The sequence below is a fragment of the Brucella grignonensis genome (genome assembly GCF_002252505.1).
Classification (GTDB): Bacteria; Pseudomonadota; Alphaproteobacteria; order Rhizobiales; family Rhizobiaceae; genus Brucella; species Brucella grignonensis.
The window spans coordinates 108347-129150 of sequence record NZ_NNRL01000143.1 but is presented as its reverse complement, the minus strand read 5'-3'; the positions used below and the strand labels follow the sequence as shown (position 1 = coordinate 129150).

The window sequence follows — 20804 nt, the reverse complement described above, 5'->3', positions numbered from 1 at the left end:
CGAGCTGCCAGGGGATTTCAAGCCATTCTTCGCCATCGGTCCACCCGCTTGCGATCGCAAGCGCGCCCAGACAGACGGCAATGTTCCAGAGAACTGCACCAATGATCGGCAGCTGCGGTGCACGCAGCGGCGTGTGAAAGATGCGCGGCAGGATCCACACCATGCAGGCGATGCCAATCTGCGACAGCCAGCCGTAGATGACGAGGTTGAGATGCAGGGTGCGGACGCGGCCGAACGTAAGCGGCGCGTAGGCCGACAGCCAGTCCGGCCAGTGCAGTTTCAGCGAGGCGATTAGACCGAAGGTCGAGCCGACAATCAGCCAGACTGTCGCAGCAACCAGAAGCACGGTGACGGGCTTGGTCGAAATGCGGTCAATGCCTGAGGTGGCGGTGTCGAAGTAATGTCGCTTGGCAGTTGAATGCTCGGCGTCGGGACTGTCGAGATGGCCTTCATCGCCTTCGGCGAAGATGACCTTGGCGTCTTCCTGGTCGAGCTTTAACTGCCGGTTGCTGATTGCCCAAATTAGAAAGGCAAGCGCCAGCAACGATACGGCGAAGCTCAACGCCAATAATAGTCCCATCGTCACCATGCGCTGTCCCTCCCGCTCGCGTCCTGAGCTCTTGCGGCAGGCACACGGGGTTCAGCGCTCGAACACCAACCTTAAGGCAAGCTTAAGCAGATGGCCGACGGGCAAGAAAACGCGGAAAGTCGCCGCAATACGGCTTTAGTCGTGGTTCTTTGGCGGATAGCCGCGAATGGTATGATCGGCGTGTCCGCCGGACAAAGCAGCGACGCTAATTCAAGGTCAGGGCAGCCGCGACAGGTCGGTTGTCTTTGGGCGAGCGTTGCCAATCCGGCGTTATCGTGCCGTCGGCGAAAAGTGGCAGTTCTTCCTGCTCGTAAGCACAAGACAAGGCAGCGCCGAAGGTGCCAAGAATGGAAACGCCGCTGCCAAGTCTGCCTTCCTGGAGCGTCAAGCGATCCTGCGAAAAGCTTCCAGCGGAATCCTTGCCCTTAAAGGAGAACTCGGTGCGTTTCTCGCCCGCGACGAAGGCACGAGCCTTCCCAAAGCCATCTGGAAAGTCACCCGGGCTACCCAAATCTTCGATCTCTTTGCCGGCGAAGCGCGGCGCCTGACTGGTGGAATCGTGCCGTCCGCTGGCCCGAATATCGGCGTCAATCACCCGCTAGCCGCTAGCCGCTCGGCGTCATCGGCATCATAACGCCGTGGAACTTCCCCATCGCCATCCCCTCAAGGACGTTCGCGCCGGCGCTCTGTTACGGGAACACGGTCGTCTTCAAGCCGGCCGATCCGGTACCAGCTTGCGGCTGGAGATCGTTGATATCCTGCACCGCGCCGGCCTGCCGAAAGGCGTCCTGACCCTTGTCATGGGCCGCGGCTCGGTTCGGTCAGCGAATGCTCGAAAGCCCGGATCTCGCCGGCCCACCTTCACCGGTTTGATCGGCACGGGCAAGCCCCTCCATCGAACAAGCGCAATTCGGAACCCAGTATGGTCGTGGTCAACCTGCCGACCACCGGTGCCGACTTTCACGTCCTTTCGTCGGGCCCAGGCGCTCGTCTTTCGATCCCCGTCAATAAGGCAAGTATGCCAACGAGTTCTTCACCCTTGTAAAGACGCCATACGGTCCCGTTCAGCTGCAGGAACCGTTTCAATATTTCATGGGATCGGTTATCTTCAAGTGCGTGAAGCGCCTCTTGTTTCCACGCACGAAGACCCCATCAGCTTGAAGACCGACGTACCAATTTTCCCGGCAACGTGACCGTTTCCGCGTCAATCTCACCCCTGATCATTTCGATTATTACGTCAATCATTTCCTGGCGCGGTTGCTCGTACGTTGTTAGGGAATATGCGGATGAACCGCCCAGCTCATAATTGTCGAAACCGACCACTGCGATATCATCCGGTATGCGAAGGTTAAACTTTCCGCGAATCTCGTCCATTGCACCCATAGCAAGGATGTCGTTCTCGCACATCAACACATCAATCCGATCCTTTGCCGGCGTATTCGAGAGGTAATCCTTGATAGTGTCGGCCCCCGCTGCGGCACTGTATTTCGGCGCAGAGAGGATCTCTATGTCGCTGATACCTCTCTCGAGCCAAAACCGCTTAAAGTATTCTCCCCTCCGCAAGGCCGTTGATAGAGTAGGTGCACCGCTCATGAATCCTGGACGGTTGTAGCCTTGCTTATGAAGATGATCTACTATTTCGCTAAGCGCGAGTTCAGCATCGCAAACAACGGCCGGAACACCCTCGATCTGACTGTCCCTCGCCAAGACAAACATAGGAGGAGCTCCGCTTCCCAGTTGCCGATCGATCAAGGTCTCATCGCGGAATGCGGTGCCAAATAAAATCACGGCATCCACCTGTCGTTGGTCAGCATGCAGAAGAGCATGAACGTGGTTGAAATGGTGATTAATGTTGATAAGGATCGCGACAAGTCCGACTGCTTGCAAGCGCTCCGTTAACGTCTCGAGGAAGGGTAATTTCTGCGGATTTGCGAAATCATCCACGAAGACCGCGATTTGTCCCGTCGAATTCGTTGCCAAGCTTCGGGCCAGTAGGTTTGGAGAATAGTTCAAGGCTGCTGCTGACTCGAGGACTTTTCGCTTGCTTTCTTCTGTGATGGATGCGCCAGGCGTGAATGCCCGGATGACCGTCCACTTCGATACTCCAGCAGCTTCCGCCACCTGTTTCGCTGTTGCTCGCTTGCGCATTACGCCTCCAACAGAATCCGAAACGACAGTTCCATTTTCCGTCTTTTGTTAAAATGAAGTCTTGCCTTTACATTAATCTTCCATAAGATGCACCTGCTTGCACCCGGTAGCAACCAAATTTGCACCCGGTAGCATTCACTTTAGCGTCTGGAGGAAGGCGCGACACGGAGGAGAACAACATGAACATATTTTGGAAGAAGCTAGCTTCAGCAGCTATAGCCGTTAGCATCGCTGGCGCATGGTCGGTAGGGGTGAAAGCGCAGGACCAGCTTAGCATTATCGCTGTTACCCACGGACAGGCATCCGACCCATTTTGGTCGGTCGTTAAGAACGGGATGATGCAAGCAGGCAAAGACAGTAACGTCAGAGTCGATTACCGCGCTCCAGAAACCTTTGACATGGTAGCGATGGCTCAGCTCATTGAGGCTGCCGTCAACCAGAGCCCTGCGGGTATTGTGATCTCCAATCCAGATCCGGACGCACTTGGCCCGGCGATCCAAAAAGCTGTTGCAGCCGGGATCCCAGTCATTTCAATGAATTCAGGCATCGCAGCAGCCGAGAGGCTTGGCATTAAGCTTCATGTGGGTCAGGACGAGCTCCCTGCAGGTGAGAAAGTTGGCGCAAAGCTCAAGTCGCTGGGCCTGAAACATGTGCTCTGCGTTAACCAGGAAGTCGGCAACGCCGCTCTCGATCAGCGTTGCGCTGGCACCGAGAAGGGGTTCGAAGGCGGAAAGGTTACAGTGCTACCCACGACCACTGACCCATCCGAAATCGAATCCAAGATCCAGGCAGCCCTGACCTCGGATCCTTCGATCGACGTGGTTCTCGGTCTGTCTGCTCCGCTCGTCGGCGAGCGCGCTGTTGCCGTTGTCGAGAAGATGGGCAGCGGCGATAAGGTCAAGGTTGCCTCCTATGACCTCTCGGCTGGCTTCCTGAAGGCCGTTGCGGATGGCAAGGCGCTCTTCGCCGTCGACCAGCAGCCCTATCTGCAGGGTTACCTGCCTGTCACCTTCCTCGCTCTGAATGCCCGCTATGGCACAATCCCGGCTGGCAACGTTGCCTCGGGCCCGAGCTTCGTTGAGAAGGAGACCGCGGCCTCGGTGATCGAGAAATCCTCCCAGGGTATCCGCTAAGCGGACCCACGGCGGCTCCGGCTACTCCCGCTGGGGCCGCCATCATCGCCCGAAATCCGGTCCCGATACGGTCTTACGGATAATGATGGCGCACGACTAACTCTTCATATTGAGGTACGACCATGACCCTGGCCAACGAACAGAACGGGAAGAATTCCCGATCCGACGAGCGCCTGAAGAAGGTCTCAACCATGACCGCGCTCGCCCGCCGTCCGGAACTCGGCGCCGTAGCAGGACTGGTTCTCGTAACGATCTTCTTCGTCTTCACTGCCAACCCCGCCATGTTCACGCTGGCAGGCGTGGTTAACTTCATGGCTCCTGCTGCCCAGCTTGGCATCCTTGCGATTGGTGCGGCACTTCTGATGATCGGAGGCGAATTTGACCTGTCTATCGGATCCATGGTTGCGTTCGCTGGTCTTGTCTTCGGCACGGCTCTGGTCGTTCTTCACCTTCCTCTAAGCGTCGCTATCCTGATCGCGCTCGCATTCGCAGCGGTCATTGGTGTCATCAATGCCCAGCTCACCATGCGGACAGGTCTGCCGTCCTTCATCGTCACGCTCGCATTCCTATTCATTCTCCGTGGTCTGACCCTGGTAGGACTGAAGTGGGCGAGCGGCGGCGCCACCCAGCTTCGCGGCATGAAGGAAGCTGTCGTTGACAGCCCGATTGCTCCGATATTTTCTGGCGATGCCTTCACGGGCCTGTTCTCGTGGCTAGGAAGCATGGGAGTTATTGACACCTTCCCGAACGGCGCGCCGAAGGTTCCCGGCATCCCGGTTGAAATTCTGTGGTTCATCCTTATCGCGTTGCTCGCCACCTGGGTTCTCCTGCGTACGCGGTTCGGTAACTGGATCTTCGCATCCGGCGGCGATCCGAAGGCAGCCCGCAAGTCGGGTGTCCCGGTTGCTCGCGTGAAGACGACCCTCTTCATCGTCACCGCCATGTGCGCCACGCTTGTCGCGATCCTCACGGTCCTTGATGCAGGCTCGACCGATGCGCGCCGCGGCTTCCAGAAAGAATTCGAAGCCATCATCGCGGCCGTTATCGGCGGATGTCTCCTGACTGGCGGCTATGGTTCAGCGATTGGGGCGTTCTTCGGCTCTATTGTGTTTGGCATGGTGCTGATCGGCCTGACCTACACGTCTATCGACCAGGACTGGTACCTCGTTTTCCTCGGAGGAATGCTTCTGATCGCCGTTATATTCAATAATATCATTCGCAAGCGCGTGACAGGGGAGCGGTAATGAGCACGACCCAGACGCCTATCGTTGAGGTAAAGAACCTCGTAAAGCATTTCGGTTCCGTCATTGCACTCAACGGCGTCTCGCTGAGTGTGTATGCAGGGGAGGTTCTGTGCCTTCTCGGCGACAACGGGGCTGGCAAGAGCACCCTCATCAACACGCTTTCCGGCGTGTATAAACCAACCGCCGGGGACTTCCTAATCGAGGGCAAGCCACACCCCTTTAACGGTCCACGCGGGGCACTTGATGCCGGAATTGCGACTGTCTACCAGGATTTGGCGATGATCCCGCTGATGTCTGTGACGCGCAATTTCTTCATGGGTCGCGAGCCACTTAAAGGCTTCGGCCCATTCAAATACATGGACATGGAATTCGCGGACCGGGTTACGAGCGAGGAGATGCGCAAAATCGGCATCGACGTTCGCGAGCCGGGTCAGGCGGTCGGCACACTGTCCGGCGGCGAGCGCCAATGCGTGGCAATCGCCCGCGCGGTTTATTTCGGGGCCAAAGTTCTCATCCTTGACGAACCCACATCCGCTCTGGGTGTGGCGCAGACCTCGATGGTGCTGAAGTACATCGATCAGGTCCGTAATAACGGACTGGGTGTGATCTTCATCACCCATAACGTCCGTCATGCGTATGCCGTGGGTAATCGCTTCACCGCGCTCAATCGCGGCAAAACGCTCGGCACGTTCGCCAAGGACGAGATCAACCTTGACGGCCTTCAAAACTTGATGGCTGGCGGCAAGGAACTTCAGTCGCTCTCCGAGGAACTCGGCGGAACGATCTGACAATTCTCAGCTCACACGAATTGGGTCCGGTGCTTACGCGCCGGCCACAGGACACTCATACCCATTGAACAGGGAAAATCCCAATGAGCCATGCCTATCAATCCCCGTTTCCTCTCGCCGCATGCGCCGAAATGCTATGGCGGGACAAGCCGATCGAATGGCGCGCGTCGCGCCTGAAGGAGCTTGGTTTCGGTGTCGGCCTCTGGAACTGGCCGGAACACGACCTCGCCAAGCTCGAGGCGACTGGCGCGACCTTCACCATCATGAACGGCTACCTCACGGGTCGCCTTACTGACAACGAGGGCGCCGACCAATTGCTGAAGACCGCTCGCGAGACTGCGCAGGTCGGCAAGCGTCTGGGCGTTCAGCGGCTCAACCTGCATGGCACTGGTCTAGGCGACCGCGGCCTTCCGGTTCAGCCGATCGAGGTTGTAACGGGTGCAATGTGGCTGAAGGCTCGTGACACCCTCCGCCGGATCGTCGATATGGCGGAAGAGGAAAACGTCGTCTTCACCCTCGAGAACCTCAATTTGCCCGTCGACCACCCGGGCGTACCGTTCGGCCGCGCCGAAGACACGCTGGCTCTCGTTTCCGACATCAACCATCCCCGCCTCAGGCTGAACCTTGACCTCTATCACGCCCAGATTGGTGAGGGGAACCTGATCGAGCTGTGCCGCAAGTCGCTACCGTGGATCGGAGAGATCCAGGTCGCGGACGTTCCGGGCCGCTGCGAGCCGGGCACGGGCGAAGTCAACTGGAAGGGTGTCGCCGAGGCACTCGCTAACATGGGTTATTCCGGCCCGATCGGAATGGAAGCGTGGGCCGCCGGAGATTCCGACGCCGCGCTCGTCGCCTTCCGCGAAGCATTCACTCTCTAATCCACTTCACAGGACACAAGTCATGGCCAAGGTCAAAACTGTCAACGTAGGTCTCATCGGTGCGGGCCGCATCGGCTCCTTCCACGGCGAGAGCCTCGCCAAGCGTATCGTCGACGCCGAACTCGTAGCTGTCGCCGACCCGGCACCCAGCGCGGCCGCCAAACTCGCAGACAAGCTCGGCGTCGACGCATCCTACACCGACGTCGCCGAGATGCTCGCCCAGCCGGGTCTCGACGCCGTGATCATCGCGACCCCCGCTCGCTTCCACACCAACGTCCTGGTGCAGGCCGCCGAAGCTGGCAAGGCGATCTTCTGCGAAAAGCCGATGGCACTGACGCTCGAAGACGCCGACCGCGGCATCGCCGCCGCCAAGGCTGCGGGCGTGCCGTTGCAGGTGGGGTTCAACCGCCGCTGGGACCAGGCTTTCGCCGAAGGCCGTGCCGCCATCGACGCGGGGAAGGTCGGTGCGGTGCAGCTTATCCGCTCGCTCACCCGCGATCCGGGTCCCTTCGGCGCCGATCCGGACAAGATCCCGCTCTGGACCATCTTCTACGAAACGCTGATCCATGACTTCGATACGCTCCTTTGGCTGAACCCCGGTGCGAAGCCCGTCGAAGTCTTTGCCATGGCCGATGCCTTGGTGCGTCCAGACGCTCGCGAGAAGGGCTTCCTCGACACGGCTGTCGTCAACATCCGCTTCGACAACGGTTCCATTGCAGTCGCCGAGGCGAACTTCTGCGCCATGTACGGCTACGACATCCGCGGCGAAGTTTTCGGCTCCGGTGGCATGGTCTCCATGGGCGATGTCCGCCGCTCCAGCATGACGCTGTTCGACAAGGACGGCGTCTCCAATGATACGTGGCGCCGCGACACCGATCACTTCGTTCAGGGCTACACCGAGCAGCTCGCCTCCTTCGTGAACGCCGTGCGCGAAGGCAGTATCGGCAACGCGCCGACGGGCATCGACGCACGTAACGCTTTGGCTATCGCACTCGGCGCAATCGAGTCCGTCTCGAAGAAGCAGCCCGTTCGCATCGCTTAAAGTTGTCGACGGCGGGAAGGCCACGGCATTCCCGCCGGATCGAATTCAAGGTCGCGATTATCGGCCGCAAACGGATAAGGACACCTGGCGATGGTCTTGCGCATCGGGGTTATCGGAACGGGCGCGATCGGACGCGACCACGCTCGCCGTATCAATCAGGTTCTCGCTGGCGCGAAGATCGTCGCGCTGAATGATGTTCACAGGCATTCGGCAGAAGCTGTCAAATCGTCCATCGCACCCGATGCGATCGTCTTCGACACAGGCGAAGAACTAATCGATTCCGCCGATGTGGACGCCGTTCTGATCACATCTCTGGGGGCAACCCACGAACACTATGCGCTCCGTGTCATCGCTGCGGGAAAACCCTGCTTCTGCGAGAAGCCGCTCGCCCATACCGCGGAAGGGGCGCGACGGGTCGTAGACGCTGAAGTGGCACACGGGAGGCGTTTGCTACAGATCGGTTTCATGCGGCGCTACGACGAAGGGTACGTGGCCCTGAAGAACGCCATCCGGCAGATCGGCGCGCCGATCATGGTGCACGCTGCCCACCGCAACCAGTCTGTTCCCAATCAGTATGTAACCCCGATGGCAATCCACGAGACGCTGATCCACGAGATCGATGTGCTTCGCTGGTTGCTTGACGATGACTATGTTTCCGCACGGGTGATCTTCCCAAGGGCTGCGGCCAGAAGCCACGCGAACCTGCGCGATCCTCAGATCGTGCTGCTGGAAACCGCCAAGGGCGCCGTTATCGACGTCGAGATCTTCGTCAACTGCCACTACGGCTACGACATCCAGTGCGAAGTCGTCGGCGAAGAAGGCACTGCCCGGCTGCCCGAACCCATGGCCATTCAAATGCGGCTGGATGCCAAGCTGCAGACCACGATCCTGACCGACTGGAAGGATCGCTTCGTCGCAAGCTACGACGTCGAGCTTCAGGCTTTCATCAATGCGGCCTCGTCAGGCTCCGCCACCGGACCAAGCTCGTGGGACGGCTATGTCGCGGCCTTAACGGCCGATGCCTGCATTCGCGCGCAGGAGACTGATGGCCAGGCCGTGCGCATCAAACTCCTCTCGCGACCGGATCTTTACAGATAGCGGTCGGTCAACCTCGCAGAAATTGGAAACGCTCATGAATAAGAACCTGGATGTGATCACGATCGGACGCAGCTCCGTCGATCTCTATGGCGCTCAGGTCGGCGGCCGCCTTGAAGACATGGGGTCGTTTCGGAAATACATCGGTGGCAGCCCGACCAACATTGCCTGCGGTGCCGCCCGTCTTGGACTGAAGAGTGCCGTCATCACCCGCGTCGGGAACGAGCACATGGGGCGGTTCATCCGCGAACAGCTTGCCCGCGAAGGCGTCGACACACGCGGCGTCGCAACTGATCCGGAGCGGCTGACTGCCCTTGTCCTTCTCGGCATCCGCGACGAGAACCAGTTCCCGTTGATCTTCTATCGGGAAAACTGTGCCGACATGGCGCTTTCCGAAGAAGACATTGACGAAGACTTTGTTGCAAGCGCTCGAGCTCTGGTAGTGACGGGGACGCATCTTTCTCATCCACGTACGGAAACCGCAGTGATGAAGGCGCTGAAGCTTGCCCGCAAGCACGGTGTGAAGACTGCGCTCGATATTGACTATCGTCCCAACCTCTGGGGTGTGGCCGGACATGGCGACGGAGAAAGCAGGTTCGTCGAGAGCAGGGCTGTGACCGACAAGCTGCAATCCACGTTGCATCTCTTCGATCTGATCGTCGGCACTGAGGAAGAATTCCATATTGCTGGCGGATCGACCAACACCGTCGATGCGTTGCGGGCCGTTCGCAATGCCTCCGACGCAACTTTGATCTGCAAACGCGGAGCTTTGGGGGCAGTTGCCATCGAAGACTGGGTGCCCGATAGTCTCGACGCTGCACAGTCGGGACCCGGGTTCCCGATCGAGGTGTTCAACGTGCTGGGCGCCGGGGATGGTTTCTTCTCCGGTCTCCTGAAAGGCTGGCTGGATGGCGAAACCTGGCCGCAGGCGCTCGAATACGCAAATGCCTGCGGTGCATTCGCCGTCAGTCGTCATGGCTGCACGCCGGCTTACCCCAGTCTCAAGGAACTCCAGTTTTTCCTGACGCGCGGCGTGAAGCGCCCCGACCTGCGCAACGACCAGGAGTTGGAGCAAATCCACTGGTCGACCAACCGGAGCGGCGACTGGTCGAGCATGCACGTCTTCGCCTTCGATCATCGTATGCAGCTGGAGGAAATGCCGGGCTACACATTGCAGCGCGGCGGTGATTTCAAGCTTCTCTGCCTTCAGGCGGCGCAGCGTGTCCAGAATGGCAGAGCCGGATACGGCATCCTATGCGACAACCGCATCGGTCGGCGGGCATTGCATGCGGCTGCTGGCACAGGGCTTTGGGTCGGTCGTCCCTGCGAATGGCCGGGATCGCGGCCATTGACGCTGGAGCCGGAACTCGGTCTCGACTGCGGCGGCCTCGAAGAATGGGCTCGCGACAACGTGGTCAAGGTCCTCTGCTTCTGCCACCCGTCGGACAGTGCCCAGCAGCGTGCCAACCAGGAAGAGACTGTCAAAAAGCTGTATGAATCCTCGCGTCGAAATGGCCTCGAATTCCTGCTGGAGATCATTCCCTCGAAGGTTTCATCCGTAGACGACGACACGAGCGCCGTCTTGATCCAGCAGTTCTACGATATCGGCGTCTACCCCGACTGGTGGAAGCTCGAGCCGATGAAAACGATTGCGGCATGGAAGAACACAATAGCCGCGATCGAGCGTAACGACAGCAACACGCGCGGGATCGTGGTCCTCGGCCTCGATGCTCCGGAAGCTGAGCTGTCCGTGTCGTTCCAGGTGGCCGCGGCCTTCGAACTGGTGAAGGGCTTTGCCGTGGGCCGGACGATCTTCGGTGACGTGGCACGAGCATGGATGAAGCGTGACCTCTCCGATGAAGCCGCTGTCGCCGACATGGCGTCTCGCTTCGAGCGCCTCTGCGGCATCTGGGACAAGGCGCGCAGCGCCGCGAAAGGAAACTGATATGACCACCATCCGTTTGACTGCGGCGCAGGCCATGGTTCGATTTCTTTCCGTGCAGATGACCGAGGAAGGCGAACGCTTCATCGAGGGGGTCTGGGCGATCTTCGGACATGGCAACGTGGCGGGACTTGGCGAAGCTCTCGAAGGTATTGGCGATGCACTTCCGACGTGGCGAGGCCAGAACGAGCAGACCATGGCGCACACCGCGATTGCCTACGCCAAGGCAAAGAAGCGTCGGCGTGCCCATGCCATCACATCGTCGATCGGTCCTGGCGCTACTAACCTGGTCACCGCAGCTGCACTTGCTCACGTTAACCGCCTCCCGGTCCTGTTCATCCCAGGCGACGTGTTCGCGAACCGCCGCCCCGACCCGGTTCTCCAGCAGGTCGAGGATTTCGAGGACGGCAGTCTGTCGGCGAACGACTGCCTGAGACCTGTCAGCAAGTATTTCGACCGCATCCATCGACCGGAGCAATTGCTGACGGCGCTTCCGCGCGCCATCCGCGTGATGACCGATCCTGCCAACTGCGGTCCCGTGACGCTTGCCTTCTGCCAGGACGTCCAAGCCGAGGCCTATGACTATCCAGTCGAATTCTTCGAGCCGAAGGTCTGGCGGATACGCCGCCCGGAACCCGATCGGCGAGACCTGGATGATGTCGTCGATCTCATTCACAACTCCACCAGCCCGGTCATCGTCTGCGGCGGCGGGGTGATCTATTCCGAAGCCGAAAAGACGCTGGCCGATTTCGCGGTGCGCCATGGTATCCCCGTCGTAGAGACGCAGGCGGGCAAGTCAGCACTCGCGCAGTCGCATCCGATGAATTTCGGGGCGGCGGGCGTGGATGGCTCGGCCGCGGCGAACGAACTCTGCGCCGCCGCGGATCTCGTTGTAGGCGTTGGAACCCGGTTCCAGGATTTCACCACTGGTTCGTGGTCGCTGTTCGGCAAGCAGGGCCGTAGGCTCGTATCTATCAACACCCAGCCCTACGACGCGGAAAAGCATGGCGCCGTCGGTCTCATCGCGGATGCGCGGGTCGCATTGGAGGAGCTCTCGAACCGTCTCGGTTCCTACAAGGCATCGTCCTTCAATCCGGAATCGAGAACCAGGTGGCTGTCGAAAGTTGATGCGCACTGCGCGGCGCCGCAGGGCAAGCTGCAAGGATATCTGCCCACCGATGCTGAGGTGATCGGTGCGGTGCAGCGGATCTCGACCGACAGGACGATAGCGATGTGCGCTGCTGGCACGATGCCCGGCGCGCTGAAGCTCCTTTGGCAGCCCGCTCAGGGCGGCTATCACATGGAATACGGGTACTCCTGCATGGGCTACGAGCTTGCCGGAGCACTAGGCATCAAACTGGCGATGCCGGATCGCGAGATCGTCTGCTTCGTCGGCGACGGCAGCTACATGATGGCGAATTCCGAACTCGCGACCGCAGTCATGCGCCGGATCCCGTTCACGGTCGTGCTGACCGACAATCGTGGCTACGGCTGCATCAACCGACTGCAGATCCACTGCGGTGGCGAGGAATTCAACAACCTCTACAAGGACTGCAACGTCGAGGCGCAGCCAGAGATCGACTTCGTCGCACACGCGGCCTCGATGGGCGCGTATGCGATCAAGGCAAAGGACACTGCGGACCTGGAAGCGCAGATCGCGAATGCGCGCGGGCGGGATCGCCCGACGGTGATCGTCATCGACACGGATCCGAATCCCGGCCCCGGTGAAGCTGGTGGCGGCTTCTGGTGGGATGTGGCGGTGCCTGAAGTCGGGCGTACGGAAAAGTCCGAGGCGGCGCGCGCGAAGTATCTGCAGAGCATGAGCCTGCAGAACCTGGTGAACTGAGGGAGACCCTGATGAGCAATCTTCTGCGCAAGCCGTTTGGAAGCCATGGCAAGGTTCATGAAATCACTCCTCAATCGGCTGGCTGGCGATACGTCGGCTTCTCACTCTACAGACTGCGAGCAGGCGAGGGCGTTTCCGAGCAGACGGGAACGAACGAGGTCATTCTCGTCATGGTCGAGGGCAAGGCTGCGATCACGGCCGCCGGGCAGGAATGGGGTGTTCTCGGCGATCGGATGAATGTTTTCGAGAAGACGCCGCCTCATTGCCTCTACGTACCGAACGGCCGCGAGTGGAGCGCACTGGCGGAAACGGACTGCACGATCGCGATCTGCGCCGCACCGGGCAAGGGTGGTCACGAAGCGCGGCGCATCGGTCCGGATGGCATCTCGCTTACGGAACGCGGTAAAGGAACGAACACCCGTTACATCAACAACATCGCGATGGAACACGAGGATTACTGCGACAGCCTTCTCGTGACCGAGGTGTTCACCCCGCCCGGCCATTGGTCGAGCTATCCATCGCATAGGCATGATGAGGACGATTTTCCTCGGATCACCTACCTCGAGGAGACCTACTACCACCGGATTAATCCGGGCGAGGGCTTCGGAATCCAGCGCGTCTATACCGATGATGGAAAACTGGACGAGACCATGGCCGTGTCCGACGGGGACGTGGTCCTCGTTCCGCGCGGCCATCATCCGTGCGGCGCGCCCTACGGCTTCGAGATGTACTACCTCAACGTCATGGCCGGACCCTTGAGAAATTGGCGCTTCATTCCCGCGCCCGAGGTCGAATGGATCATGAAACGCGACGCCTGACGGTCGACGGAAATCAACGACAACCAGGTTCGAGGACAGATCAATGCCACTGATGAAATTCCACATCTACCGAGGTCGCAGTCCCGAGCAGATCGACACTCTGCTCGATGCCGCCCATGACGCAATGGTTCAGTCTTTCAAAGTTCCGGAGCGGGATCGCTACCAGATACTGAACGAGCACGAGCCAAGCCATCTTCTAGCTCTCGATACCGGGCTCGACATTCCACGCACCGACCGCTTCGTGATGGTCGAAGTTGTCACTCGTCCGAGGTCGACCGGAGAGAAGACGACCTTCTACGAAACTCTTTGCTCCGCGCTGCAGGAACGATGCGGTACCGCTCCGACGGACGTGATGGTCTCGTTCACCCAGAACACCGACGAAGACTGGTCCTTCGGCCGCGGTCGCGCCCAGTTTCTGACCGGAGAACTGTAGGCGGCGTAGCCCGCCGCAACCGACGCTTCAATAAGTCAGCAGAATGAAAGAAGATTCAATGAGCCAGCAATCAACCCTGCCGCACTCGAAAGCACGCTTGGCCGTAAGCCCGCTGTCATGGGCGAACGATGTCCTAGAGGATCTCGGTGCCGACATTTCCCTCGACACTTGCTTCAGTGATGCTGCCGCCAACGGCTACGCTGGCGTGGAACTCGGAAGAAAGTTTCCCCGCGATGCGGCAGTCCTGAAGCCTTTGCTTGAAAGGAACGGCCTCGCTCTCGCATCCGGCTGGCACTCCGGCCAGCTGGCTGAGAAGTCGGTTGACGAGGAAATGACTTCGGTCGCGGCGCACGCCGAGCTTCTCAAAGCCATGGGGTGCAGCGTTCTCGTATACGGCGAGGTCGCGATGATGACTCCGGGGTCGCCTCTCGACGAGCCGATGTCACGCCGTCTGATGATGCCGACTGCAGAACGGGCTGCCTACGCCTCCCGACTGACGGATTTTGGCAAGCGTCTCACCGACACCTACGGCCTCAAGCTGGCATACCACCACCACCTCATTATGGTTGCGGAAACATTCGACGAGATCTCCGACATCATCGGCGCGGCGGGACCGGAGGCTGGTCTTCTGCTCGATACCGGACACGCGGCTGCGGCAGGGTTCGACTATGCAAAACTGATCGAGCGGTTCGGCGACCGCATCGTCCATATCCATCTGAAGGACGTTCGCAAGGCAATCCGCGCCGATGTGCAGTCGAGGGACCTGAGTTTTAATGACGGCGTGCGCAACGGCATGTTCACGGTTCCCGGTGACGGTGTCGTCGACTTCGATCCCATCATCCAGTTTGTCAAGGACAGCGGTTACGTCGGATGGCTCGTCGTCGAGGCGGAGCAGGATCCCGCAGTAGCTGCGCCGAAGGAATTCACGGCTAAAGCCTTCGAATTCATCCAGGCAAAATTCCGCGCCTAGATTCAAACTTCCAGGACCGGGGAACTGCAAAAGGAACGCAACATGATTGGAAAATACTGCAAACCCTAATGCTGTCAGTGAATTAAAGCAGTTCATCGTCGTAACGCGGCTTCGGTGTGCCGTTTGTAGACGATTGCTGATCTTCAGCGCGGTATCCACGGATTCGGATCCGGAACCTGTGACTTAAATCGGTCAAGTCTGGCCGAGGGGACGACCGGCGCAATCGTTGCGAGCTTGGAAGCAAATTCGAATGCGACGGGATAGCCCGTCCGGAATGTGGGTACGAAGTCCTACCTCACATCGAACCGCATCGGCGAGCTAGCGCGCGCCGAAATGGGGCATAGTTTTTCATCGCCTTCATCTCAGCCGCCGTTTCCAAGACGTCTGAGATGCGCTTGGCGCATTCACCTTACCGCACCAACCAACACAAGGCTCGATCAGTATCTTGCATCCTTCGGCTTCTTGACGCCTTTCCAGTCGTTTGCCTTGCCGGCAAAGTCTGGCCGGGGCATGTGGGTGAAGAACTCCGCCACGTCAACGGCGTCCTGATCGGACAGGACGCCTCCGGCTCCAAGCGGCGGCTCCAGATGCATGGCAGGCGGCATCGCGTATTTAACGAACTGGGCCGCCTTGTAGGTACGTGCGAGACCCGCGCCGATATTGAACGATTCATCGCCCCATAGCGGCGGGAAAATGTAGTCGCCGGCCTGGTCCTTCATGCCTTGCCCGTTTACACCGTGACAGGACGCGCACTGGGCCGCGTAGATCGTGCTGCCCCGTACAGGGTCAGGTACAAGCGTTTCGTCGATCGGGCCTGCGTTGCGCACGGCAGCTCTGTTGTCCTTGACTACACCTTGGCGCAGCCAGTCCATATAGGCGAGCATGGCATGCATTTCGGTGCTTTCGATACCTAACGGCTTGCCGTTCATCGACCGCTGGAAACAGCCGTTGATGCGCATGCTCAGATCAACCTCCCGATTGGCGCGGGGGTTAAACGAGGGATAGCTATTGGTCGTGTTGATGTACGGATTGGCGTCCGACATCTTGCCTTGCGCCATGTGGCACGAGTTGCAGTTTAGACCGTTTCCGACATTGTCCGGCAGCAGGCGTGCGGTTTCATTGAGAAGCCGCTGGCCGAGCAAGACGGCTTCCGCGTTCGGCTGCTCTGCAATCGTCTTGTCTGCTGGAATGCGATAGTCGCCGATCCGCTTGTTATTGGCATCCAGCACCGCGATCGCGTTCACAGCCGGCGCGTCCAAAACAGGCTCGTGCATCACTGCAAATGCCCCGGCTGTCGCGGCGACGGCCACGATTGCGACGCCGGTCAGGATAAGGGAGCGCTTCTTCATTTTTGTTCTCCCGGCACGTAATGCTTCGGCTTGCGTGCAATCTCGTGGCGCATGCGCGAGATGTCCGCTTCCGTGATCTCACTGCCATGGTTGCCCCAGCCGTTGCGGATGAAATTGAGAACCTCTGCAACCTCCCGGTTGGTCAGGTTTGCAAAAGCCGGCATCGTGAAGGCCATCGTATCGTGCGGCGTCTTGGGCATACGCCCGCCGGCCAGCGTCACCTGAATAAGTGAGCTTGGGTCGTCGGCGAACACCATCGAGTTCCCTGCGAGCGCCGGATAGACGCGTGGTGCGCCCTTGCCGTCCATCCGATGACAGATGGCGCAATGCTCGGCATAGGAGGAGGCCCCGGGTGCGCTTAAATCGCCGGCTTTCAGCGCCGCGGTGGTGAGATCGTCCTTCGGTTGCCAGGTTGGGCTGCGGCCGTCGCGAGGCTTCAGGGATTTCAGGTAAGTCGCAATCGCCGTCAGGTCGTCGTTTGACAGGTGCTGAGTCGAGTGCTCGACGACATCGGCCATTGAGCCGAACGCAGCCGTCTTGTCGTTACGCCCTGTTTTCAGGAAGTCGACGATCTCGGCCGTTGTCCATGTCGACAGACCCGTATCCTCGCCGCGTAGGTTCTTGGCGTACCAGCCTTCAAGGACTGACCCTGAGAGGAATCCACTGTTGTTGCCGTCAGCCATCGCTGTTTCCTGAAACGCGATTCCGCGCGGGGTATGGCAGGCACCGCAATGAGCAAGCCCCTCGACGAGATAGGCGCCACGCTCAAGCTGCGGATCGGTGGTAACTGAAGCGAACTCGCGAGGCTGAGCAAAAGCAAGCTGCCACCAGGCAAGCGGCCAGCGCATGCTGAGGGGCCACGGCATAGTCGTTGGCTGGTTATTCTGGCGCACCGCTTCGACGCTCGACATGAAGTAGGCGTAAAGCGCCTTGATGTCGTCGTCGCGGACGACGGCATAGGACACATAGGGCATCGCGGGGTAGAGATGCGTTCCATCCGGCCGGATGCCCTTACGCACCGCTCGCTCGAAATCTCCGTAGCTGTAGGCGCCAATACCCGTCGTGCTTTCCGGCGTGATGTTGGTTGAATAGATCGTGCCCATCGGTGTCTGCATTCCGAGACCCCCGGCGAAAGGCTTGCCGCCTGGGGCTGTGTGGCAGGCGATACAGTCACCTGCATGCGCAAGATATTCGCCTTTCCCCATGAGGCCCGGGTCTTTTATATCGACCTGCGCCTCTTTCTTGGGTTTGAACCAGTAAGGGGTTGAGAGAGCGGTTGCGTAGGCGAACGCCAAACCGGCAACGCCAACCAATGCGAGTTTAACCAATAGTTTCACGACACATTCCAACAGATTCTTTAACTATGTAATTATCCTAATTGAGCTCTGTGACACATTGATTTCAATCAATGGCCGACCGAAGACCTTGGCACCTTACTCAAGCGAATGGGCGCAGTCGCCTTACGAGGTCGCCTGCTCTAAAGGCTCCGACCGATCTGGTGCCCGAAAATTCTCGCCCACTCGCGGTCTGGATGATAAAAAGCGTTGGAGGGCCATCCGCGCGCAGGTATCGCAGAAGATCGCGGCTCGCCTGGTCCATCTTCGTGACATCGACTTTGATCAGCGCGACAGCTGCCATTGCACGGCGGACATTCGGGTCGGGCAAGATCTGTTGGTCGATCGTCTTGCAGAAGGCGCACCATTCCGCCCCAATGTCGATGAGGGCTGCCTTATACGTCGGTGCGATCTGGGACAGCGCGCTGCGGAAGTCGTCGAGGTTCGTGACGGTCAATTGCGCAGCCTGCGCATGGGCGGGCCAGCCTACGGTGGCTGAAACCGCGAAGCCCGTCATCAGGAACTGTCGCCTTGTCGGCAGTTGAGCCCCGCAGCTGTGAGCAAGGTCGAGAAACTCAGAATCTCGATCGCCATGCGTACCGGCGGGGGACGTCGTGCTGGTAGAAAGTGCCATGCTTTGCTCTCCGTTGCGACGCCGCAACGTGAGGTCCGGCCTTAAGGCAGGCTTAAGGGTCGAAAACTATCGACCCGCGATCGCGTGCAAAGCTAGTGCCTGCGTCAAAGCCCAGGCAAAGCCTGGACGCACCGAGCTGCGATGATCCGTTCCCGCGATGACGGAGGAACGCAGCTGCAAGCCGCTATAGCCATGCGCAGACAGCCGCGACACGAACGCCTGAACGCCTGCAACCATATCGCGCGTGTTGCCTTTCCGGGAAGGATCGTAGCGGGAGATTTCTAATCCGCCTACGTAGAGAATCACGGTCGCATCCAGCTGTTTGTTTCGTTTCGCGTATGCCTCATCGAAACCGTAAATGGCGTGATTGGCAAACCAGAGCGAAGGGCTTCCGATAAGGTAGGTCTGGAATAGACCGGGTTCCGTGAGGAGGATATGTGCGCCGAGCAGTCCACCATAGGAATGGCCCCAGAACACGCGGCGCGCGGGATCAGTCCGGTAGTGACGCCCGACATGGGGAAGGACGACGTTGCGCAGATAGGTTTGGTAAGCTGCCGCGCCGCCATAGACCCTGCTTGTCGGACCATCCGCGACAGGTGTGTAGTCCCGTCGCCGGCTGTCCTCCAAATCCTCGCCGATCGCGTAGGAAAGCCCGACGACGACCGGCTCCTCGCCGATAGCGCCGCTTTTGGCAAGGGCGCGGACATCGCAACTGAGCTTGGGAAAGGCGCGGCCACCATCTGCCAGAATGAGCAGCGGATAGCTTTTGCTCGGATTAGCGGCGTAGCCGTCCGGAAGACTGACGTAGATCTCATATCGACGGCCGGAAGCGGGATCGGGCAGGGGTACCGTGAGGGGATTGACGGTGTTGCACGCGGCATTCGCGCCAATGGTAGAAACAGCGACAAATAGAAGCGCCGCAAAGCTTTTTGACAGCGATCGTAAAACGAAACGACGAGCATGAGCGTCTTCGCTAGAACAGGCGATATCTCGCCAAATGCCTCGTGTACTCAAGCTCAACCCCATTCCTCTCAGTTCTCCGTGATGCGGCGATCGATCCTTTTTGCCTTAAGGTGGGCTTAAGGTTGACCCGGTGTCCTGCGAATATTCAACGGGAAAATACGAGGACATGTTTTGAGTTCGCAGAGTCGGCCCTCCGGCGCCATTGCCCGGCGCACTTTTCTTGCTGGGGCTGGAGCATTCGCCCTGGCTGGCTGTACCACCACAGCGAGACAGCCGCAGCCCGTTGCGCAGGTTGAAACTCCACGCCTGGCAACGCCCCCCATGTACTACGCCATGCCCAACGAGCAGTTTCCCATCCCGGAAGTCGATGTTTCCAAGGTCGATCCTAAGTGGTGGCGCACTGAGGTAGACTATCCGACCGATGAAAAGGTCGGCACCGTGGTTGTCGATACACCCAACCGATATCTTTACCACATCCAGCCCTACGGTCGTGCGACCCGATACGGCGTCGGTGTCGGTAGGGACGGCTTTTCCTGGGCCGGCCGAGGCCGCCACATCGCCTACAAGCGAGCATGGCCGCGATGGAATCCGCCCGACGAGATGGTTGCCCGCCAGCCGGAGCTCGAACCGGTCAGCATCGCGAACGGCGGCATGGCCCCGGGGCTGAACAATCCTCTGGGGGCACGCGCGCTCTACATCCATGAGGGCAACCGGGATACGATCTACCGCATTCATGGCAACCCGGAGTTCTGGACCATCGGCCGGGCTGTGTCGTCCGGATGTATCCGCATGATAAATCAGGATGTGATCCACCTTGCCGAGAATGTGCGCGAAGGAAGCGGGATCGTCGTCATCGCGGATCCGTCCATGAGCCACCTCATGGTGGGGTGATCGTCCATAGCCGATCCGGGGAGAGCTAAACGATATGCCGGATGCGACCACCTTCGTGACTTTTATCTTCGCCGCACTCGTATTAAGCGTCACGCCCGGTCCAGACATGGCCCTGCTGGTCAGCAGGGGCTTGAGCCAAGGTTGGAAGTCGGCATGGTTGACCGCCTTCGGCTTCACCTTGGCCGGCGTCGTTCAGGTGCCGCTTCTTGCCCTCGGCGTTGCCTCGTTGGTTCGCTCATTCCCCTTGGCATTCGACGTTCTGCGCTACGCTGGAGCGGCCTATCTGATCTGGCGGGGCATCAAGCTGATCAGAATGGCAGCGGGATATTCCGCAAGGCACTCCTCTGGCGCGGCGCGCAGCTGCCTGGCTTCGCTTGGCGACGGTTTTGTCGCAAGCCTGACAAACCCAAAGGTAGTCGTATTCCTGCTGGCGTTTCTTCCGCAATTCGTCGATCACCAACGCGGTTCCGTGACGCTGCAACTGATCGTACTTGGCATCACGCTCAAGCTCGTCGCGCTTGCCGTCGAGACGATCATTGCTCTCTCGGCCGCAGCTCTAGGCCAGGCGCTTGAACGATGGCGGCGGTTGACGCTTTGGCAAGAGCGCCTGACTGGCGCGGTCCTGATCGGGCTCGGCCTGCGATTGCTGACGATGGAAATTCGGACAAAATAGATAGCGATCGGGCAGGTCAACGATGGCCGGGCTC

The 20804-nt window shown here is 59.5% G+C and carries 20 protein-coding genes and 2 pseudogenes; 15 read left to right on the top strand and 7 right to left on the bottom strand.

Annotated features, from left to right (window positions below; all coding sequences use genetic code 11):
* A partial coding sequence (locus CEV33_RS02245) for a cbb3-type cytochrome c oxidase subunit I (RefSeq protein ID WP_208620143.1) occupies window positions 1-589 on the bottom strand: 589 nt, incomplete at its 3' end.
* Window positions 590-845: 256 nt separating this feature from the next.
* Between CEV33_RS02245 and CEV33_RS24765 the strand changes: the two genes are divergently transcribed.
* Window positions 846-1223 (top strand): aldehyde dehydrogenase family protein, encoded by a 378-nt coding sequence (locus tag CEV33_RS24765; protein WP_374818253.1) that lies wholly within the window; start codon window positions 846-848, stop codon window positions 1221-1223.
* A pseudogene (locus tag CEV33_RS24665) lies at window positions 1211-1782 on the top strand (aldehyde dehydrogenase family protein). Before CEV33_RS24765 ends, CEV33_RS24665 begins: the two are co-directional and overlap by 13 nt.
* On the opposite strand, the gene CEV33_RS02235 reads toward CEV33_RS24665, so the two are convergent.
* Window positions 1742-2737, bottom strand: a complete 996-nt coding sequence (locus CEV33_RS02235) for a LacI family DNA-binding transcriptional regulator (RefSeq protein ID WP_094538840.1) — start codon at window positions 2735-2737, stop codon at window positions 1742-1744. The pseudogene CEV33_RS24665 and the gene CEV33_RS02235 overlap by 41 nt on opposite strands.
* A gap of 179 nt (window positions 2738-2916) precedes the next feature.
* Between CEV33_RS02235 and CEV33_RS02230 the strand changes: the two genes are divergently transcribed.
* The 11 genes from CEV33_RS02230 (at window position 2917) to iolE (ending at window position 14926) form a co-directional block, all read left to right on the top strand.
* Entirely contained in the window at window positions 2917-3870 is a 954-nt protein-coding gene (locus tag CEV33_RS02230) for a sugar ABC transporter substrate-binding protein (protein ID WP_094538839.1), read from the top strand.
* Between the two features lie 122 nt (window positions 3871-3992).
* Window positions 3993-5114, top strand: coding sequence for an ABC transporter permease (locus CEV33_RS02225; RefSeq protein WP_094538838.1), 1122 nt, complete (start codon window positions 3993-3995; stop codon window positions 5112-5114).
* A complete protein-coding gene (locus CEV33_RS02220; protein WP_094538837.1) occupies window positions 5114-5902 on the top strand; it encodes an ATP-binding cassette domain-containing protein in 789 nt (262 codons plus the stop codon). Before CEV33_RS02225 ends, CEV33_RS02220 begins: the two co-directional genes overlap by 1 nt.
* An 83-nt stretch (window positions 5903-5985) precedes the next feature.
* Window positions 5986-6780, top strand: coding sequence for a TIM barrel protein (locus tag CEV33_RS02215; RefSeq protein WP_094538836.1), 795 nt, complete (start codon window positions 5986-5988; stop codon window positions 6778-6780).
* Window positions 6781-6802: 22 nt separating this feature from the next.
* On the top strand, window positions 6803-7822 hold the full coding sequence (locus CEV33_RS02210; protein WP_094538835.1) for a Gfo/Idh/MocA family oxidoreductase: 1020 nt from the start codon (window positions 6803-6805) through the stop codon (window positions 7820-7822).
* Between the two features lie 90 nt (window positions 7823-7912).
* A complete protein-coding gene (locus CEV33_RS02205) occupies window positions 7913-8920 on the top strand; it encodes a Gfo/Idh/MocA family protein (protein WP_094538834.1) in 1008 nt (335 codons plus the stop codon).
* Between the two features lie 34 nt (window positions 8921-8954).
* The gene (locus CEV33_RS02200) at window positions 8955-10862 is read left to right on the top strand and encodes a bifunctional 5-dehydro-2-deoxygluconokinase/5-dehydro-2-deoxyphosphogluconate aldolase (RefSeq protein WP_094538833.1); all 1908 of its coding nucleotides are present in this window, start codon (window positions 8955-8957) and stop codon (window positions 10860-10862) included.
* Between the two features lies 1 nt (window position 10863).
* Window positions 10864-12705 carry a 3D-(3,5/4)-trihydroxycyclohexane-1,2-dione acylhydrolase (decyclizing) gene (gene iolD, locus CEV33_RS02195; RefSeq protein WP_094538832.1) on the top strand — a complete coding sequence of 614 codons (1842 nt, stop codon included), beginning with the start codon at window positions 10864-10866 and terminating at the stop codon, window positions 12703-12705.
* An 11-nt stretch (window positions 12706-12716) separates the two neighbouring features.
* Window positions 12717-13523: a 5-deoxy-glucuronate isomerase gene (gene iolB / locus CEV33_RS02190; protein ID WP_094538831.1), complete on the top strand. Its 807-nt coding sequence runs from the start codon at window positions 12717-12719 to the stop codon at window positions 13521-13523.
* Window positions 13524-13566: 43 nt separating this feature from the next.
* Complete coding sequence (locus CEV33_RS02185) at window positions 13567-13956, top strand: tautomerase family protein (protein WP_094538830.1); 390 nt, start codon at window positions 13567-13569, stop codon at window positions 13954-13956.
* A 58-nt stretch (window positions 13957-14014) separates the two neighbouring features.
* The gene (gene iolE, locus CEV33_RS02180) at window positions 14015-14926 is read left to right on the top strand and encodes a myo-inosose-2 dehydratase (protein WP_094538829.1); all 912 of its coding nucleotides are present in this window, start codon (window positions 14015-14017) and stop codon (window positions 14924-14926) included.
* Between the two features lie 117 nt (window positions 14927-15043).
* Here iolE and CEV33_RS24380 read toward each other — a convergent pair.
* The 5 genes and pseudogenes from CEV33_RS24380 to CEV33_RS02155 all read right to left on the bottom strand — a co-directional run.
* A pseudogene (locus CEV33_RS24380) lies at window positions 15044-15216 on the bottom strand (aspartate aminotransferase family protein); the annotation flags it as partial.
* A 147-nt stretch (window positions 15217-15363) separates the two neighbouring features.
* On the bottom strand, window positions 15364-16275 hold the full coding sequence (locus CEV33_RS02170) for a c-type cytochrome (protein ID WP_094538828.1): 912 nt from the start codon (window positions 16273-16275) through the stop codon (window positions 15364-15366).
* Window positions 16272-17612, bottom strand: coding sequence for a cytochrome c (locus CEV33_RS02165; RefSeq protein WP_094538827.1), 1341 nt, complete (start codon window positions 17610-17612; stop codon window positions 16272-16274). Before CEV33_RS02165 ends, CEV33_RS02170 begins: the two co-directional genes overlap by 4 nt.
* A 100-nt stretch (window positions 17613-17712) precedes the next feature.
* On the bottom strand, window positions 17713-18243 hold the full coding sequence (locus CEV33_RS02160) for a thioredoxin family protein (RefSeq protein WP_094538826.1): 531 nt from the start codon (window positions 18241-18243) through the stop codon (window positions 17713-17715).
* Window positions 18244-18309: 66 nt separating this feature from the next.
* The gene (locus CEV33_RS02155; protein WP_167388098.1) at window positions 18310-19263 is read right to left on the bottom strand and encodes an alpha/beta hydrolase; all 954 of its coding nucleotides are present in this window, start codon (window positions 19261-19263) and stop codon (window positions 18310-18312) included.
* A 264-nt stretch (window positions 19264-19527) separates the two neighbouring features.
* Here CEV33_RS02155 and CEV33_RS02150 point away from each other — a divergent pair, with 264 nt between their 5' ends.
* Entirely contained in the window at window positions 19528-20097 is a 570-nt protein-coding gene (locus CEV33_RS02150; RefSeq protein ID WP_445433022.1) for a L,D-transpeptidase, read from the top strand.
* 34 nt (window positions 20098-20131) lie between these two features.
* Window positions 20132-20770, top strand: a complete 639-nt coding sequence (locus CEV33_RS02145) for a LysE family translocator (RefSeq protein WP_094538823.1) — start codon at window positions 20132-20134, stop codon at window positions 20768-20770.
* The last annotated feature ends 34 nt before the right edge of the window (window positions 20771-20804 follow it).